Origin of the sequence: Streptomyces sp. HmicA12, from assembly GCF_000373565.1 — a bacterium.
Taxonomy (GTDB): domain Bacteria; phylum Actinomycetota; class Actinomycetes; order Streptomycetales; family Streptomycetaceae; genus Streptomyces.
Genome location: NZ_KB891831.1, coordinates 273,473 through 289,254, shown reverse-complemented (window position 1 = coordinate 289,254; position 15,782 = coordinate 273,473). Strand labels below are relative to the sequence as shown.

Sequence of the window (15,782 nt, the reverse complement as noted above, 5' to 3'; positions counted from 1 at the left end):
CGCTCGCGCGGCATGAGCAGGTGATGGTGAAGTCGGTCGGTCCGCGCAGGTTGCGCAGGTGCTCAGAACGGTGCACTGCCCGCTCAGGGTCGGCCTACCGCAGGCCGTGAGTCCTCCGCGCCGCTTTCGACGGCTTGCGGACGGACAGTGGCGCACGTCGAGGGCGGCGTCGGCTGCCTCCCGGTGACGGCGGACCGTGCCTGAGACGCCATTTCACTTGGCCGGTCCGCGGTGACATATGAGAGGTGCGGCGATGGCAGTGAGGGCCAGGAAGTGTTCTGGCTCGCGCTCGTTGCGGCGGTGCAGGCGTCGGCAGCCGGACAGCCAGGACACGGTCCGCTCCACGACCCAGCGGTGTCGTCCCAGGTGCTGGGACGACTCGATGCCCTTGCGGGCGAGGCGGTGCCGGATGCCGCGGGATGCCAGCCATCGCCGCAGGCGGCGGTAGTCGTAGCCCTTGTCTCCGTGCAGTTTCCCCGGCCGTCTGCGTCGCGGGCCGCGACGGGAGCGGATGGGCGGGATGCCACGGACCAGTGGGATGAGGGCCTGGCTGTCGTGGAGGTGGCTGCGGAGATGCCGATCGACAGGGGCAGGCCCTGCCGGTCGACGATGAGGTGGATTTTCGATCCCCTCTTGCCGCGGTCGGTCGGATTCGGTCCCGTCAGCAGCCCCCTTTGAGGGCCCGGACACCGACGGAGTCGATCGCACACCGCGACCAGTCCAGCCCTCCCTGGGCGCCGAGTTCGTCCAGGACCAGGCGGTGGATCTTGGCCCGTACCGGGTGCTTGAGGGTGTACTTATCGCCGAGAGTCTGCGCGTGGGAGCCGAGCTGAGCGGGATCCCACTGCAGGTCAGCAAGATTGCGCGGATCGAAGTGGCCACCGCGTCCGGTGACCAGTCACGGCAATGGACTCTCCTGTACTTCACCGCCCCGGTGGCCGACGCCGAACGTCTTGCCCAAGACCTGGCCACCTGCCTCGCTCCGACGGGCGGCTGGTACGTCGACTTCCACACCCCTGGAGAGACGTTCGTGGTCTTCAGCAGCAAGACCTTTCGATACCCACGCGGTCAAGTCGAAGGCCGCCAAGCAGCACAGGCACACGGGCGCTCCATCGGAATCCCCGAACCACAGCTGGACTGGCACGTCTGACGGCTCCCATAGCGCGAACCACACCCATGGAAGTTTGCACCACCAAGGTGGTCGGTCTCGGCGGGACGACGTTCTCCAGCGGAATGATCGGTTTCGCTTTCGTCGCGGGTGCCACACCCGCCGGCAGATGCCACCGGGCGATCGCCAGGTTTCCGCAGCACATCGAAGAGTTCACCGGGCGCCACGGACGAATCGGACGGCGAAGGCCCCGAGGAGGGCGAAGGCCGCGGCAGCCAGATACAGCGCCGTGTAGTTGTCCTCACCGCCCGCTCCTCCGATGGCGAGGAAGACGGGAGCGACGGCCGGGGCGACGCTCTGCGGCAGAGCATTGGCGATGTTGAACAAGCCCATCCCCTTGGCGGCTTCGCTCTTGCTGTCCGGGAGGACGGAGGCGACCAGGGCGTAGTCGATACCGACGTAGACGCCCTGTCCGATCCCGGAGACGCCCACACCGACGAGGAAGCCGGTCACCGAGTTGCTGAAGGCGATGACGACCATGCCGGCGGCGAACAGCAGTGCCGCGACGCCGATGAAGACCTTGCGGCGCCCCAGCAGGTCGGACAGCCAGCCGGCGACATTGCTGCCCACCACGATGGCGATGGCCAGCAGCAGCATCGTCCAGCTCAGGATGCGCGCCGCGTCGTCGGCGTCGTATCCCAGATGGTCCATCAGGAAGTACGTCTTGTACGTCAGCAGGAACGCCTTGCCGGTCCACACCAAAAAGCGGCTGAGGAACGCCCAGGCGAAGTCGGTGTGACGCAGGGGGTTGATCCACATGCTGCGCGGGATGTCCGCCCAGGACAGCGCTCGGCGTTCCGCGCGGCTCTGCGGCACCTCGCGCAGGTGGCAGGCGAAGACCACTACCAGGACGACGCCGATGAGGGCCGGGACCAGGAACATTCCCAGGCCGTGCGTGCCGGTGAGCTGGATCAGGAACGTGCCGGCGACCGTGGCCACCTGGTTGGTCATGCCCATCAGCCCGGAGACGCGGCCGCGCCGGTGTTCGGGAATGCGGTCGGGCAGCACCGCGATCAGCGCGGCGAGGGCGGCATTGACACCGATCTGCAGGACGCACCAACCCGCCAGCATGGTGGGGATGTTCGGCGCGGTGCCGACCACGACCAGGGCGAGGGTGGCGAGCAGGATGCCGCCGACCATGAATGGCCGGCGCCGTCCGAAGCGCGAGGCCGACGCGTCGCTGAGCCTTCCGCAGACGGGGTTGGCCACCAGGGCGAAGATCGCGCCCACGCCGGTGACCAGGGCCAGGGAGGAGCTCTTGTGCTCGGGGTCCAGTTCGGCGACGCGCAGTGACAGGGCGACCGCGGTGGGCGGGAGCACGGCCAGCCACAGGCCGATGATGGCCAGGACGTACAGGCTGATGAAGGTGGTGCCGACCGGCTGGCCGGTGAGCCGGAGGGACCGTTCCGGCATGGCCTCGGCGGGCGTCTGGTGAGCGTCCGCTTCCGGAGCGGCGGCGTGTGGAGAAGTCATGGGGCGACTCCATTGTCGTCAGGGTGAGCAGGGGTGACTTGCCTTGCGGGTACGGACGGGGCGCGGCTGGTGTGGAGGCGGGCGCTCAGATGTGGTGTGTGGCCGCGAGTGCGGCGGCATCGCGCAGGAGACGGGTGTCCGCTTCCACGACCCTGGCGTGCAGATCCGCTCCGGTGCGGCGGTGCCGGTCCAGGTCGAGTTCGGCTTCGTGGGCCAGTTCCTTGCGGCGTGCCGCCGATGTGCCGCCCTGGCTGGTGCGGGTCTCCACGAAGGCGGCCGCGTCGAGGATCCGTGCCAGGTCCTCGGGGGTGTAATCGGCCAGCTCTCCGGGCGCCGGATCCCGCGGCTGTGCCGAGGTGTTCGTCTCCTGTGCGGCGATGTACCGGGCGACCGTCTCGTGGGCCTGCCGGAAGCTCAGCCCGCGGGTGCGGACCAGGTCGTCGGCGAGTGCGCTGGCGGTGGACCAGTGGCGTCCCGCCGAGGCGCGCAGTGCCTCCGCGTCGACCTCGAGAGTCGTGACGGCCTCGGCGAGGAGGTCGAACGCGCCGGCGCTCTCCCGGCAGTACCCGGGGATGCGGTTGTGGACATAGGCCTGGTCGGCGTCGGTGGACGTGGCGGAGTGGAGCGTGCCCAGCTGGCTCGCGGTCCAGCCCGCGGCCTCACCGGCCAGTCCTCGGATCCGCTCCAGGACGATGGGGTTGCGCTTCTGCGGCATCATGCTCGACGTGCCGCACAGTGCGGAAGAGAGCCGGACCAGGCCGACTTCGGAACTGGACCAGTAGAAGAGGTCGGACGCGCAGCGGGCCGCACCGGCCAGGGACAGGCCGAGCACGGCCGCGATCTCGGCGCCGCCGTCCTGTGCGGACAGCCCGGCGTCCCGGGCGTTGCGCACGGGCCTGGCGAAGCCGAGGTAGGAGGCGGTGGTCTCTCTGTTGATCGGCCACGACGTGCCGCTGTGCGCCGCCCCGCCCAGCGGGCATTCGTCGAGCCGGCGCAGGGCGTGGATCGTGCGGTCCAGCGCGCGGGACACCGGCCAGTACTGGGCGTTGAAGTAGTGGCCCAGCGTGGTCGGTTGGGCGTGCTGAAGATGCGTATAGCCGGGGGCGAGGACCGCGTCGTGGCGCTCGGCGGCGGCCAGCAGTGCCTCGCCGAGGCGCAGCATGGCGTCCATGGTGTGCAGCAGGGCTTCCCGGTCGGCCAGGCGGATGCCGGTGGACTTCTGGTCGATCCGGCTGCGCGCCCGCTGAATGTCGAGCCCGGACGGGCCGCACTGCTCCTCGAGGTAGCGCTCGATCTGCAGGCCGAGCGTGCCGATCGCAGGGTCGCCGGCCAGGAGCGTCCGCGGATCCGTGTCGAGCAGCCGGAGCAGGGCCGCGGTGATGGCCGCGCCCTGCTGCTTCCGGAAGATGCCCTCCTGGGTGAGCATCAGGGTGTGGGCGAGGTCCATGCGGACGTAGTGCGCAACGGCTGCGGTCTCGTCGTCCAGCTCGACGGCGTTCACGTGGTCGACGAGCTCCCGGGCGGGTCCGCTGCCGAGCCGGGCTTCAGTGAGGGTGGGACTCACGATTTCTGCTCCCTCCATGGCGCCATTGCCGTTATGTAAACGTCAACATGGCCATGTAAACGTTGACACGCGGAGTATTGGATACCGGCACCTCCATGTCAACGTTTACATTGGGAGCACCCGCAGGTAACCGTGACCAGGCCGGGCGGACGCACGACCGCCGCGCCAGGAGGAGAGACATGCCGGACGAGCGCGCAGCGCGGAGGGTCACCCTGCGAGAGGTCGCCCGGGCGGCAGGGGTGAGCACGGCCACCGTCACGCGCACGCTGCAGCACTCACCGCGGGTCGAGGAAGCCACCCGGGACCGTGTCATGGCGGCGGTCAAAGAACTCGGCTACACCCCCAACCCCATGGCCCAGGGGCTGCGCGACGGTCGGCGCGACGGCGCGGTCGGCCTCGTGACCAGCGGCTTCACCAACGTCTTCCAGGCGGGTGTCGCCGCCGGCGCCGAGCGTGAACTGCGCCGCGCCGGACTCCAGATGATCATCGCCTCGACCGACGAGGATCCCGCCCGCGAGCCGGAGGTGGTTCGCGCCCTGATCGACCGGCGGGTCAGTGCGCTACTGGTGATGCCGGACAGCGACGCACGCGACCACCTGACCCCGGAGCACACCTTCGGCACGCCGGTGGTCATGGTGGGCCGCCCGACGGCCGGCCTGTCGGCCGACCTGGTGACCACCGACGACGACGGGGCCGTCCAGGAGGCCACGGAGCGGCTGATCGGCCTCGGGCACCGGCGCATCGCCGCACTCGCGGGCCGCAGTGCCACCTTTCCGGCGCGCCGCAGACTCGAAGGCTTCCGCCGCGGCCTGGCCGGCAGCGGGGCCGTCGAGGAGGACCCGGAACTCGTGGTGAGCGAACTGGCGACCTCGGAGCAGGCCCGTACCGCGCTGCGGGCCATGCTGCGCCGGCCCCATCCGCCGACTGCCGTTCTCGCCCTCAACCTGGGCATCAGCACCGGCGTCCTCCTCGAACGGCTGGCCGGCGCCGCTCCGTTCGCCTTCATCGGCTTGGACGAGACCGAAGTGTCCGCGGGCCTCGGCATCTCGGCGATCGTCCGTGACCCCCAGGACGTCGGCCGGCAGGCCGCACGCCTGGCAGTGACCCGCCTTGCCGAACCGGGCCTCGCCCCAAGGACACTGACCTTGCCAAGCCGCCTCGTCGCTCGCGGCTCCGGTGAGATCCCGGCGGACGAGCTCGCGGCCGGGACGACGCCTCTGACCACGCGCTGACCGCTGCGCGGCACGGTCAGTGGTTGAAGATCCGTCGTGCATTGCCGGACAGGACCAGCTCAGGGCCTCGTCGTCCAGGTTCAGGTCGGCGAGTGTTAACAACGCTCGTGATCAATACGGCTAGGGCCTGTCTTCAAATCTGCCTGAGCGTGCGCGTTGTCGGGGGCCGACCTGTGTGAAGGGTGAACTCCTGAACTCACACGCCGTCGGATAAGTCAGCATCGACTCAGCATGAGTCCAGCAAAGCCTGAGGAAGCCTGCCCAGAGGTGGGACTGGTTGTAGCCTGAGCGAGGAGCACTTGACCTGCAAAAATGCAGGCAGGGAGCCTATTTGTGGGAGTACCTCGATGTTGCGCACCATGTTCAAGTCCAAGATCCATCGCGCCACCGTCACCCAGGCCGACCTGCACTACGTCGGCTCGGTCACCATCGACGCGGACCTGCTCGACGCCGCCGACCTGCTGCCCGGCGAGCTCGTGCACATCGTCGACATCGACAACGGGGCCCGTCTCGAGACGTACGTCATCGAGGGCGAGCGCGGATCCGGCGTCATCGGGATCAACGGGGCGGCGGCCCATCTCGTGCACCCAGGCGACCTGGTGATCATCATCAGTTACGCTCAGGTCGACGACGCCGAGGCGCGTTCGCTGCGGCCCAGGGTCGTGCACGTGGACCGGGACAACAGGATCGCGGCGCTCGGCGCGGACCCGTCGGAACCGGCCCCCGGCGGCGGTCAACTGCGCAGCCCGCAGGCTGTGCCCGCGCACTGAGGCCGGACCCGCGAGACCCGGGGAGTGGTCACCATGAGCGACACAGAGATCCACGACGACCGTGACGCGGGCTTCCTGCGCGCCCGCGTCGGCGGCGCCGACGGTGAAGTCGCCGGATACCTCCAGTACTTGGTCCTCGACGAGCCGCGGCGCGCCCTCGTGCCGGTGCACACCGTCGTGGAGCCGGAGCACGAGGGGAAGGGCATCGCGGGATCGCTCGCCCGTGAGCTGTACGCCATCGCCGCCCGGGAGGCGATGGCGGTCGCGCCGCTGTGCCCGTTCGTCGTGCGGTGGGCCGCCCGGCATCCGGGCGAGGCGCCGGCGGTCGGCGATGAGCTGATCGCCGCCGCCAAGGCGGCCGTGGAGGCCGATCCGCACCAGTGGTGACCTGCGCTCACGGGGGAGTGGCGGGTGCGTGACGGGTGAGTAGGGTGCCTGGCATGAACCTGGCGCTCCTGCACACCTCGCCCGTCCATGTCCCCGTGTTCGACGCCCTGCGGGACACCGACCACCCCGGCCTCGCCCTGGGCCACGTCGTCCGCGAGGAACTGCTGGAGCGGGCCCGTGCCGCGGGGCCGGACTCCGTCACCGACGATGTCCGTACGCTCCTGAAGGCGGCGGTCGCCGACGGCGCCGACGTCGTGCTGTGCACCTGCTCCAGCATCGGCGGCATCGCCGAGGAACTGTCCGCCGAGGCCGGCGTGCCGGTGCTGCGGGTGGACCGGCCGATGGCGGCGCTGGCCGTCGCCGAGGGGCCGCGCGTCGTCGTGGTCGCCACCACCCACAGTACGCTCGGCCCGACCGCCGCCCTGGTCGAGGAGGAGGCCGCCCGCGCGGGCCGCCCCGCCGACGTGCGCACCGTGCTGGTCGAGGACGTCTGGGACCTGTTCCTCGCCGGTGACCGCGAGACCTACCTCGACCGGGTCGCCGCCGCCCTCGACGGCCTCACCGGTGACGAAGCCGACGCGATCGTCCTCGCCCAGGCCTCCCTGGCCGATGCCGCCGGACGCACCCGCACCACGGTCCCGGTGTTCTCCAGCCCCCGTACCGGACTCGCGGCCGCCGCAGAGGAATGCGCGCGGACCCGGAGCGCTTAGGTTGAAGGGAATTGTCCGCACCGCAGCAGTTGTCCGCACCGCAGTCGAGGGACGAGGATCCGCCATGACCGACGTCGTCATCAGCCCCACCGGATGGGTCGCCGACCAGGCCCGCATCTACGAGGAGTCCGGCGGCACGAAGGGCACCACCATGCAGGGCGTTCCCTGCCTGCTTCTCGACTACCAGGGCCGCAAGTCGGGGCAGTGGCGCCGTACCGTTCTCATCCACGGCCGCGACGGCGACGACCTGCTGATCGTGGCGTCGTACGGCGGCTCTGACCAGCACCCCCTGTGGTACCTGAACATCGAGGCCAACCCGGACGTGCGGCTGCGCGTCGGCACCGAGCGGTTCACGGCGCGGGCCGAGACCCTGACGCCCGAGGACAAGGCCCGGGTGTGGGACTCGCTCGTCGAGCTGTTCCCGCGCTACGCCGACTACCAGAAGAAGACCAGCCGCGACATCCCGGTCGTGCGGCTCGTACGTACGGACGGCTGATGCGTACGGACGGCTGACGGGACGCGTGGACTCGGCGGGCGTGGGCACGCGCCGAGGGAGACAGTGGAAGTTCACCTCCGCCACCGGGCGGGAGTGAACAGGAAATCCCTCCGAACCGCTGGAGGCACCACCATGACCCACCCGTTCCCCGACCCCGTCCCGCCGGGCCCCACCCCGGGCCCCGGACCGAGTCCGGGCCCGGGACCGGACCGGCCGGATCCGGCGCCGCTCCCGGATCCGTTCCCGACGCCGCAGCCCCGGCCCGTGCCGGAGCCCTCGCCGTCACCGGTCCCGCCGGGCCCGACCCCGGACCCCGACCCGACACCGCCGGAGCCCGAGCCCTCACCCGTGTGACTCAACCCGGGTGACTCACTCCCTGTGACGCACCCCGGGTGGCTCAGGCGTCCACCTCGGAGCGGTCACCGCCCCAGAGCGTGTGGAACGAGCCCTCGCGGTCGGTGCGCCGATAGGTGTGCGCGCCGAAGAAGTCCCGCTGGCCCTGCGTGAGCGCGGCCGGCAGGCGCTCGGCGCGCAGCGCGTCGTAGTACGCGAGCGCCGCCGCGAAGCCCGGCGTGGGCACACCCTGCGTGGTCGCGGCGACCAGGACGGCACGCCAGTCGTCCTGGGCCGCCGCGATCTCGTCCGCGAAGCCCTTGTCGGAGAGCAGGCTGACCAGTTCCGGCTCGGCCTCGTAGGCCGCCGTGATCCGGTCGAGGAAGGCCGCGCGGATGATGCAGCCGCCGCGCCAGATCCGGGCCACCGCGGCCGAGTCGATGTTCCAGTCGTACGTCTCGCTGCCCGCGGCGATCTCGTGGAAGCCCTGGGTGTACGACACGATCTTCGAGGCGTACAACGCCTGTTCGACGCGGTCGGCGAAGGCCGCGGCCTCCGACTCGCTCAGCGCTGTCGCCTTCGGCCCCGCCAAGTGCCGGGAGGCGGCGCGCAGTTCGGCGTGCCCGGACAGGGAACGCGCGAACACCGCCTCCGCGATGCCCGAGACGGGAACCCCGAGGTCGAGCGCGATCTGCACCGTCCAGCGGCCGGTGCCCTTCTGCTCGGCCTGGTCCTGCACGATGTCCACGAACGGCTGGTCCGTGGCCGCGTCGACGTGGGACAGCACGTCCGCCGTGATGTCGATCAGGTACGAGTCGAGCCGGCCCTCGTTCCACGTGCGGAAGATCTCGGCGATCTTCTCGGGGGAGTAGCCGGCGACGTCGCGCAGCAACTGGTAGGCCTCGCCGATGAGTTGCATGTCGGCGTACTCGATGCCGTTGTGCACCATCTTCACGAAGTGGCCCGCACCGTCCGGGCCGACGTGCGTGACGCAGGGGGCGCAGGCGCCGGCCTTCGCGGAGATCCGCTCCAGCATCGGGCCGAGCGCGGCGTACGACTCGACGCTGCCGCCGGGCATGATGCTCGGTCCGTGCAGCGCGCCCTCCTCGCCTCCCGAGATGCCGGTGCCGACGAAGTGGATGCCCTGCTCGCGGAGTTCCTTCTCGCGGCGGCGGGTGTCCGCGAAGTGGGCGTTGCCGCCGTCGATGATCATGTCTCCGGCCTCGAGCAGCGGCGCGAACTCCTTGATCACGGCGTCCGTCGGCTCACCCGCCTTCACCATGATGACCAGCCGACGCGGGCGCTCCAGCGCGGCCACGAACTCCTCGGCCGAGTCGGTCGGGACGAAGATGCCTTCCTCGCCGAACTCCTCGACCAGCTGGTGCGTCCGGGACGCGGTGCGGTTGTGGAGGGCGACGGTGTATCCGTTGCGGGCGAAGTTGCGGGCGAGGTTGCGCCCCATGACAGCGAGCCCGGTGACACCGATCTGGGCGGTAGTGCTCATGCCTGTCGCTCCTGGATTGGGAAATTGAAAGATCTTGTTCAGTTGTGGCGTCGTACGGCGTAGCGTGTCGATCGTCCCCCACACGACGTGCCGTCCGCACTTTCTACCTTTACGACCCTGGAGCCGTGCGTGCCTCATTTCGACCTGTCGCTCGACGAACTGCGTGCCTACAAGCCCGCGTCGACGGCCCCCGACGACTTTGACGCCTTCTGGGACAAGACGCTCGGAGAGGCGAGGCAGTACGACCTCGACGCGCGCTTCGAGCCCGTGGACGTGCCGTACACGGCCGTCGACGTCTTCGACGTCACGTTCGCCGGCTTCGGCGGGCACCCGGTCAAGGGCTGGCTGATCCTGCCCGCGGGCACGAACGAGCCGATTCCGGCCGTCGTCCAGTACATCGGCTACAACGGCGGCCGCGGCCTGCCCCACACCCACCTGCAGTGGGCCGCCGCGGGGTTCGCGCACTTCGTGATGGACACCCGCGGCCAGGGCAGCGGCGGCAGCGTCGGCGACACGCACGACCCGGTGGGCAGCGCCCCGTCGGTCGCGGGCTTCATGACGCGCGGCGTCCAGGACCCGCACGACTACTTCTACCGCCGCGTCTACACCGACGCCGTGCGCGCCGTCGAGGCCGCCCGCTCGCACCCCCTGATCGACGCCTCGCGGGTCGCCGTGACCGGTGGCAGCCAGGGCGGCGGCATCACGATCGCCGTCGCGGGCCTCGTCCCCGACCTGTTGGCGGCCGCCCCCGACGTGCCGTTCCTGTGCCACTTCGGGCGCGCGGCCACGCTCACCGACCGTCACCCGTACCGCGAGATCGCCATGTACCTCAAGACGCACATCGGCGAGGACGAGCGCGTCTTCCGGACGCTCTCCTACTTCGACGGCATGAACTTCGCGGCCCGCGCCACCGCGCCCGGTCTGTTCTCCGTCGCCCTGGAGGACCTGACCTGCCCGCCGTCGACGGTGTTCGCGGCGTACAACCACTGGGCAGGTGCGGAGCGGTCGATGGAGGTGTACGCCTTCAACGACCACGAGGGCGGCGGCGCCTTCCAGCAGGCGGTGCAGCTTCGCTGGATTCCGGGGCACTTGAGGGGCTAAAAGCAGCCAAGGTGGCTTGCGGCACCCTTGTCACGCGTGCGTAGGAGCGGCTACTTTGCGGCTCCTACGTGTGCCTGTGGGGATCCCGGGCAACTAAGGGGGCGTTCATGGCGTTACGCGGCCGGCACCGCCGGTATCAGCCGAGCCGGGTCAACCGGGCCTCGCTCACCGTGACGGTCGGCGGCGCCGGTATGGCGATCCCGCTGATCGGCGCGGGCGCCGCGCAGGCCGCGGACGTCGGCACCTGGAACAAGGTCGCCGCGTGCGAGTCCAGCAACAACTGGAGCATCAACACCGGGAACGGCTTCTACGGCGGCCTCCAGTTCACCGCCTCCACCTGGGCCGCGTACGGCGGTGGTGCCTACGCCTCGCGTGCCGACCTCGCCACCAAGGACCAGCAGATCGCCGTCGCGGAGAAGGTCCTCGCGGGCCAGGGCCCCGGCGCCTGGCCGGTCTGCTCGCAGCGGGCGGGACTGACCCGTACCCCGGCCACGCCCGTCCGTACGGTCAGGGAAGTCAAGGACGTCAAGGACGTCAAACCCGAGATCACCCCGCAGTCGACGGCGGCCAAGGGCCGCGCGGAGATGTACACGGTGGTCAGCGGCGACACCCTGTCCGGCATCGCGGAGTCCCGCAAGGTGGGCGGGGGCTGGGCCCGGCTGTACGCGGCGAACCGGACGACCGTCGGCGGCGACCCGGACCTGATCGTTCCGGGACAGCGGCTGACCGTGCCGGGCCAGGGCGGCAGCGCGCCGAAGAAGAGCGAGCCGAAGAGGGCCGACGCCAAGAAGACCGCGGTCAAGAAGGCCGAACCCAAGAAGTCCGAGCCGAGGAAGACCCAGCCCAAGAAGGCCGAGCCGAAGAAGACCGATGTCGCCAAGAAGGCCGCGGGCGGCGTCGTCGCGCCCGTCTCCGCCTCCCTCGGCACGCCCTACCACGCGGCCGGTTCCTCCTGGTCGAAGGGCTACCACACGGGCGTCGACTTCGCGGTGCCCACGGGCACGTCGGTCAAGGCCGTCTCGGCGGGCACGGTCGTCTCGGCCGGCTGGGGCGGCTCGTACGGCTACGAAGTCGTGATCCGGCACGCCGACGGCAAGTACAGCCAGTACGGCCACCTCTCCGCGCTCACCGTGCGCAGCGGGCAGCGCGTGGTGGCCGGACAGCGCATCGCCCGCTCGGGGTCCACGGGCAACAGCACGGGCCCGCATCTGCACTTCGAGGTGCGGACCGGGCCCGGCTTCGGCAGCGACGTCGACCCGCTCGCGTATCTGCGGGCCCACGGCGTACGGATCTGAGTACAGGAGGATCCGGGCGTCAGGACGAGACGTCCTCGTACGGATTGAGCCTGTCGCGTCGCGTCTTCGGCTGACGCGGCAGGCCGTCCAGCGCGGCGGGGCTGTCCGGCACCGTCGGGGTGTCCTGCGGCGCGGGCGCGCTCTCCGGCAGGTTCTGCGCGACGACCTGGGGAGCCTCCGTCGCGTGCTCCCGGCCGATGCGCTCGGTCGTCAGCAGTATCAGACCGCCCGCGGCGACGACCCCGCAGCCGAGCGCCAGGACCGTGCCGATCGTGCCGTGCCGGAACGTCTCGCCGAAGAGGGTGAGGCCGACGGCCGCCGCGGCCACCGGGTTCACGACCGTCGCGGTCGCCAGCGGCGCGGCGAGTCCCGCCCCCCGGTAGGAGGCCTGCGACAGCAGCATGCCGGTCATGGCGAGCCCCGCGATCGCCAGCAGGGTGGCGAGCTGTTCCATCGGCTCGCCGGACCAGTCCACGGCCACCGACTTCGTGAACACCGACGCCATGCCGAACGCGCCGCCCGCCGCGACGGCGAGCAGCACCGCGCGCACCACCGGGTGCCGGTGCGCGGCCCGCGCCGACGTCATCAGGACCAGCACGCCACCGGCCGTGATCAGGCCGACGAGAAGCCGCTCCGGGCCGTCCAGGGACTGCTCGGACGGCGTGCCGGTCAGCGCGAGCAGGCCCGCCAGGCCGGCCGTCGCCATGATCGCCCCGCGCCAGGCGGTGGCCCCTGCCCGACGCCCCACGAGCAGGGCCGCCATCGGCAGCGCGAGCACGATCGTCAGCGCCCCGAGCGGCTGCACGAGGCTGAGCGGCCCGTAGGCCAGCGCGATGACGTGCAGCAGCGCGCCCAACCCGTTCAGACACCCGGCACCCCACCAGGCGGGCCTGCGCAGCGGCGCGTACGCCGCGGACGGGGAGCTCTCGGCCACCCGCTCCTGCACGATCGCCCCGCCCGCGTAGGCCACCGCGGAGACGAGGGAGAGCAGCACGGACAGCGCCAGGGCACTCATGAGGTGCTCCTGGGGATGCGGCGCGGCAGGCGGTCGGTTGTCATACCTCTACGATCTCGCGCGCACGCCTCCGTGTCGTCCGACCTGAGCAGGCATTGGGTCCTACTACCGATGGAGTACGCCGACTCCTGAGTCATCCCCAGGACGGGTGCCCGTGGGACTACTGACCGTGCCCGCACTCTTTCGCGCGGAGCCGTTCATGGGTGACCATGGGACGCGCCTCGCGAACAAGCAGCACGGGAACGACAGTGCGGGTGCGCTTGCGACCTTTCAGCAGTGTTGCCGACCGACGACGGGGGCCGCGCGTGCGAGTGGGACTGCTCAGCCGGGAGTACCCGCCGGACGTCTACGGCGGCGCGGGGGTCCACGTCGAGTTCCTGGCGCGGGAGCTCAGGCCGCTCGTCGACCTGGAGGTGCACACCTGGGGCGAGGGCGCGGGCGACGGAGTGCGCAGGCACCGCGCCTGGCCGGCCCTGGACGGGGCGAACGACGCGCTGCGCACCCTCTCCGTGGACCTCTCCATGGCCGCCGCACTCGAAGGCCGCGACCTCGTCCACTCGCACACCTGGTACACGAACCTCGCGGGTCATCTCGCGTCGCTCCACCTCGGCATCCCGCACGTGCTGACCGCCCACTCCCTCGAACCGCTGCGCCCCTGGAAGGCCGAGCAACTCGGCGGCGGCTACGCCCTGTCGGCGTGGGCGGAGCGCACCGCGATCGAGGCCGCGGACGGCGTGATCGCCGTGTCCCGGGCGATGCGCGACGACATCCTCGCCTGCTATCCGGCCCTCGAGCCCAAGCGGGTCCGCGTCGTGCACAACGGCATCGACGTCTCGCTCTACCGCTCCGACCCCGGCACCGACGTGCTGCGCCGCTTCGGCGTCGACCCGGAACGCCCGTACGTGCTCTTCGTCGGCCGTATCACCCGGCAGAAGGGCGTGCCCCATCTGCTGCGCGCCGCACGGGAGTTGACGAAGGGCGTGCAGCTGGTGCTGTGCGCGGGCGCGCCGGACACCCCCGAGATCGGCCGGGAGTTCCGGGAGCTGGTGGACGAGCTGAAGCGGACGCGGGACGGGGTGTGCTGGATCCCCACGATGCTGCCGCGCTCCGAGGTCGTCCAACTCCTCGGCCACGCCTCGGTGTTCGTCTGCCCGTCCGTGTACGAGCCGCTCGGCATCGTCAACCTGGAGGCGATGGCCTGCGGTACCGCCGTCGTCGCCTCCGAGGTCGGCGGCATCCCCGAGGTGGTGGCGCACGGCGAGACCGGTCTGCTCGTCCCGTACGCGGAGGCGGACCCGGAGGGCTTCGAGTCGGGTCTCGCCGAGGCGCTGAACACCGTGGTCGCCGACCCGGACGCGGCGCGCCGGATGGGCGCGGCCGGGCGGGAGCGGGCGGCCGCCGAGTTCGGCTGGGACGCCGTGGCCCGGCGCACCGCCGACCTGTACCAGGAGATCCTCAGCGGCACGTGACACACAGGGGACAAGAGGGGGCTGGCCATGCGCGGTGGACCTTCGGTGCTCGGGATCGTACTGGCGGGAGGGGAGGGCAAGCGGCTGATGCCGCTGACCGCGGACCGGGCGAAACCCGCGGTGACGTTCGGCGGCATGTACCGCCTCGTCGACTTCGTGCTGTCCAATCTCGTCAACGCCGACATCCTGCGCATCTGCGTCCTGACGCAGTACAAGTCGCACTCGCTGGACCGGCACGTGTCGACGACCTGGCGGATGTCGAGCCTGCTCGGAAACTACGTCACCCCCGTCCCCGCCCAGCAACGCCTGGGGCCGCGCTGGTTCTCCGGCAGCGCCGACGCGATCCTGCAGTCCCTTAACCTGGTCCACGACGAACAGCCCGACTTCATCGCGGTGTTCGGCGCCGACCACGTCTACCGCATGGACCCGCGCCAGATGCTCACCCAGCACATCGAGTCCGGCGCGGGCGTCACCGTCGCCGGGATCCGCGTCCCGCGCGCGGAGGCGTCCCAGTTCGGCATCATCACGCCCGCCCGGGACGGCACCCGCGTGGAGGCGTTCCTGGAGAAGCCGACCGACCCGCCGGCGCTGCCCGGCTCCCCGAACCAGGTCTTCGCCTCCATGGGGAACTACCTCTTCACCACGAAAACCCTGATCGATGCTCTCCAGCAGGACGCCGAGGACGACGACTCCGCGCACGACATGGGCGGTTCGATCCTGCCGCAGCTCACCGAGCGCGGCGTCGCCCAGGTCTACGACTTCGACGACAACCACGTCCCCGGCGAGACGGAGCGCGACCACGGCTACTGGCGCGACGTCGGCACCCTCGACTCGTACTACGAAGCACACATGGACCTGATCTCCGACGCCCCGGCGTTCAACCTGGACAACCGGCGCTGGCCGATCTACACGCACGCCGGGCAGCTGCCGCCCGCCAAGTTCTGCGCGGCGGGCATCGCGAGCGAGTCGATCGTCAGCCCGGGCTGCGTCATCCGCGGCCAGGTCACCCGCTCCGTGCTCTCGCCCGGGGTGACGATCGAGGACGGCGCCGTCGTCCAGGGTTCGGTCCTGCACGACAACGTCCGGGTCGGCCGGGGCGCGGTGGTGCGCGGCGCCGTCCTCGACAAGAACGTGGAGGTCCCGGCCGGGGCGACCATCGGCGTCAACCCGGGCCGCGACACCGACCTGTACACCGTCTCCAAGGGCGGCGTGATCGCGCTCGGCAAGGGGCAGTCGGTGCGCTGAGCACCGAGCCCTTCGGGACG

At 70.9% G+C, this 15,782-nt stretch carries 14 protein-coding genes and 1 pseudogene; 10 read left to right on the top strand and 5 right to left on the bottom strand.

The features are described 5' to 3' along the window. Positions 1 to 213 precede the first annotated feature (213 nt). Positions 214 to 778: pseudogene (locus B072_RS47495) on the bottom strand (IS5 family transposase); the annotation flags it as partial. Positions 779 to 817: 39 nt separating this feature from the next. Between B072_RS47495 and B072_RS0131515 the strand changes: the two are divergent. Further along, on the top strand, positions 818 to 1,150 hold the full coding sequence (locus B072_RS0131515; protein WP_234018969.1) for a hypothetical protein: 333 nt from the start codon (positions 818 to 820) through the stop codon (positions 1,148 to 1,150). A gap of 171 nt (positions 1,151 to 1,321) precedes the next feature. Here the strand turns inward: B072_RS0131515 and B072_RS0131510 are convergent, their stop codons facing one another. Beyond that, on the bottom strand, positions 1,322 to 2,641 hold the full coding sequence (locus tag B072_RS0131510; RefSeq protein ID WP_026246499.1) for an MFS transporter: 1,320 nt from the start codon (positions 2,639 to 2,641) through the stop codon (positions 1,322 to 1,324). An 85-nt stretch (positions 2,642 to 2,726) separates the two neighbouring features. Beyond that, a complete protein-coding gene (locus tag B072_RS0131505) occupies positions 2,727 to 4,205 on the bottom strand; it encodes an argininosuccinate lyase (RefSeq protein ID WP_018533954.1) in 1,479 nt (492 codons plus the stop codon). A gap of 179 nt (positions 4,206 to 4,384) precedes the next feature. Between B072_RS0131505 and B072_RS0131500 the strand changes: the two genes are divergently transcribed. The 5 genes from B072_RS0131500 (at position 4,385) to B072_RS0131480 (ending at position 7,800) form a co-directional block, all read left to right on the top strand. Then, positions 4,385 to 5,437, top strand: a complete 1,053-nt coding sequence (locus tag B072_RS0131500; RefSeq protein ID WP_018533953.1) for a LacI family DNA-binding transcriptional regulator — start codon at positions 4,385 to 4,387, stop codon at positions 5,435 to 5,437. A gap of 347 nt (positions 5,438 to 5,784) precedes the next feature. Beyond that, complete coding sequence (gene panD, locus B072_RS0131495; RefSeq protein WP_018533952.1) at positions 5,785 to 6,207, top strand: aspartate 1-decarboxylase; 423 nt, start codon at positions 5,785 to 5,787, stop codon at positions 6,205 to 6,207. A gap of 33 nt (positions 6,208 to 6,240) precedes the next feature. Further along, entirely contained in the window at positions 6,241 to 6,594 is a 354-nt protein-coding gene (locus B072_RS0131490) for a GNAT family N-acetyltransferase (protein ID WP_018533951.1), read from the top strand. Between the two features lie 53 nt (positions 6,595 to 6,647). After that, positions 6,648 to 7,304 carry an aspartate/glutamate racemase family protein gene (locus B072_RS0131485; protein WP_018533950.1) on the top strand — a complete coding sequence of 219 codons (657 nt, stop codon included), beginning with the start codon at positions 6,648 to 6,650 and terminating at the stop codon, positions 7,302 to 7,304. Between the two features lie 64 nt (positions 7,305 to 7,368). Then, complete coding sequence (locus B072_RS0131480; RefSeq protein WP_018533949.1) at positions 7,369 to 7,800, top strand: nitroreductase family deazaflavin-dependent oxidoreductase; 432 nt, start codon at positions 7,369 to 7,371, stop codon at positions 7,798 to 7,800. A gap of 397 nt (positions 7,801 to 8,197) precedes the next feature. On the opposite strand, the gene gndA is transcribed toward B072_RS0131480, so the two are convergent. After that, on the bottom strand, positions 8,198 to 9,637 hold the full coding sequence (gene gndA / locus B072_RS0131475; RefSeq protein WP_018533948.1) for an NADP-dependent phosphogluconate dehydrogenase: 1,440 nt from the start codon (positions 9,635 to 9,637) through the stop codon (positions 8,198 to 8,200). A 129-nt stretch (positions 9,638 to 9,766) separates the two neighbouring features. Here gndA and B072_RS0131470 point away from each other — a divergent pair, with 129 nt between their 5' ends. Together B072_RS0131470 and B072_RS0131465 are read left to right on the top strand one after the other, a co-directional pair. Then, positions 9,767 to 10,738: an acetylxylan esterase gene (locus B072_RS0131470; protein WP_018533947.1), complete on the top strand. Its 972-nt coding sequence runs from the start codon at positions 9,767 to 9,769 to the stop codon at positions 10,736 to 10,738. Positions 10,739 to 10,845: 107 nt separating this feature from the next. Continuing rightward, positions 10,846 to 12,033, top strand: a complete 1,188-nt coding sequence (locus B072_RS0131465) for a transglycosylase family protein (RefSeq protein WP_018533946.1) — start codon at positions 10,846 to 10,848, stop codon at positions 12,031 to 12,033. 19 nt (positions 12,034 to 12,052) lie between these two features. Here the strand turns inward: B072_RS0131465 and B072_RS0131460 are convergent, their stop codons facing one another. Beyond that, a complete protein-coding gene (locus B072_RS0131460) occupies positions 12,053 to 13,048 on the bottom strand; it encodes a DMT family transporter (RefSeq protein ID WP_018533945.1) in 996 nt (331 codons plus the stop codon). Positions 13,049 to 13,359: 311 nt separating this feature from the next. On the opposite strand from B072_RS0131460, the gene glgA reads away from it, so the two are divergent. Together glgA and glgC are read left to right on the top strand one after the other, a co-directional pair. Further along, a complete protein-coding gene (gene glgA, locus B072_RS0131455) occupies positions 13,360 to 14,517 on the top strand; it encodes a glycogen synthase (protein WP_018533944.1) in 1,158 nt (385 codons plus the stop codon). 27 nt (positions 14,518 to 14,544) lie between these two features. After that, complete coding sequence (gene glgC / locus B072_RS0131450) at positions 14,545 to 15,762, top strand: glucose-1-phosphate adenylyltransferase (RefSeq protein WP_043245048.1); 1,218 nt, start codon at positions 14,545 to 14,547, stop codon at positions 15,760 to 15,762. The last annotated feature ends 20 nt before the right edge of the window (positions 15,763 to 15,782 follow it).

Bases quoted from the DNA above. Each gene is read 5' to 3' on its own strand.
- glgC (WP_043245048.1), top strand. From the start codon at position 14,545: ATGCGCGGTGGACCTTCGGTGCTCGGGATCGTACTGGCGGGAGGGGAG.
- B072_RS0131460 (WP_018533945.1), bottom strand. From the start codon at position 13,048: ATGAGTGCCCTGGCGCTGTCCGTGCTGCTCTCCCTCGTCTCCGCGGTG.
- B072_RS0131465 (WP_018533946.1), top strand. From the start codon at position 10,846: ATGGCGTTACGCGGCCGGCACCGCCGGTATCAGCCGAGCCGGGTCAAC.
- B072_RS0131500 (WP_018533953.1), top strand. From the start codon at position 4,385: ATGCCGGACGAGCGCGCAGCGCGGAGGGTCACCCTGCGAGAGGTCGCC.
- B072_RS0131480 (WP_018533949.1), top strand. From the start codon at position 7,369: ATGACCGACGTCGTCATCAGCCCCACCGGATGGGTCGCCGACCAGGCC.
- B072_RS0131485 (WP_018533950.1), top strand. From the start codon at position 6,648: ATGAACCTGGCGCTCCTGCACACCTCGCCCGTCCATGTCCCCGTGTTC.
- B072_RS0131510 (WP_026246499.1), bottom strand. From the start codon at position 2,641: ATGACTTCTCCACACGCCGCCGCTCCGGAAGCGGACGCTCACCAGACG.
- gndA (WP_018533948.1), bottom strand. From the start codon at position 9,637: ATGAGCACTACCGCCCAGATCGGTGTCACCGGGCTCGCTGTCATGGGG.
- panD (WP_018533952.1), top strand. From the start codon at position 5,785: ATGTTGCGCACCATGTTCAAGTCCAAGATCCATCGCGCCACCGTCACC.
- B072_RS0131490 (WP_018533951.1), top strand. From the start codon at position 6,241: ATGAGCGACACAGAGATCCACGACGACCGTGACGCGGGCTTCCTGCGC.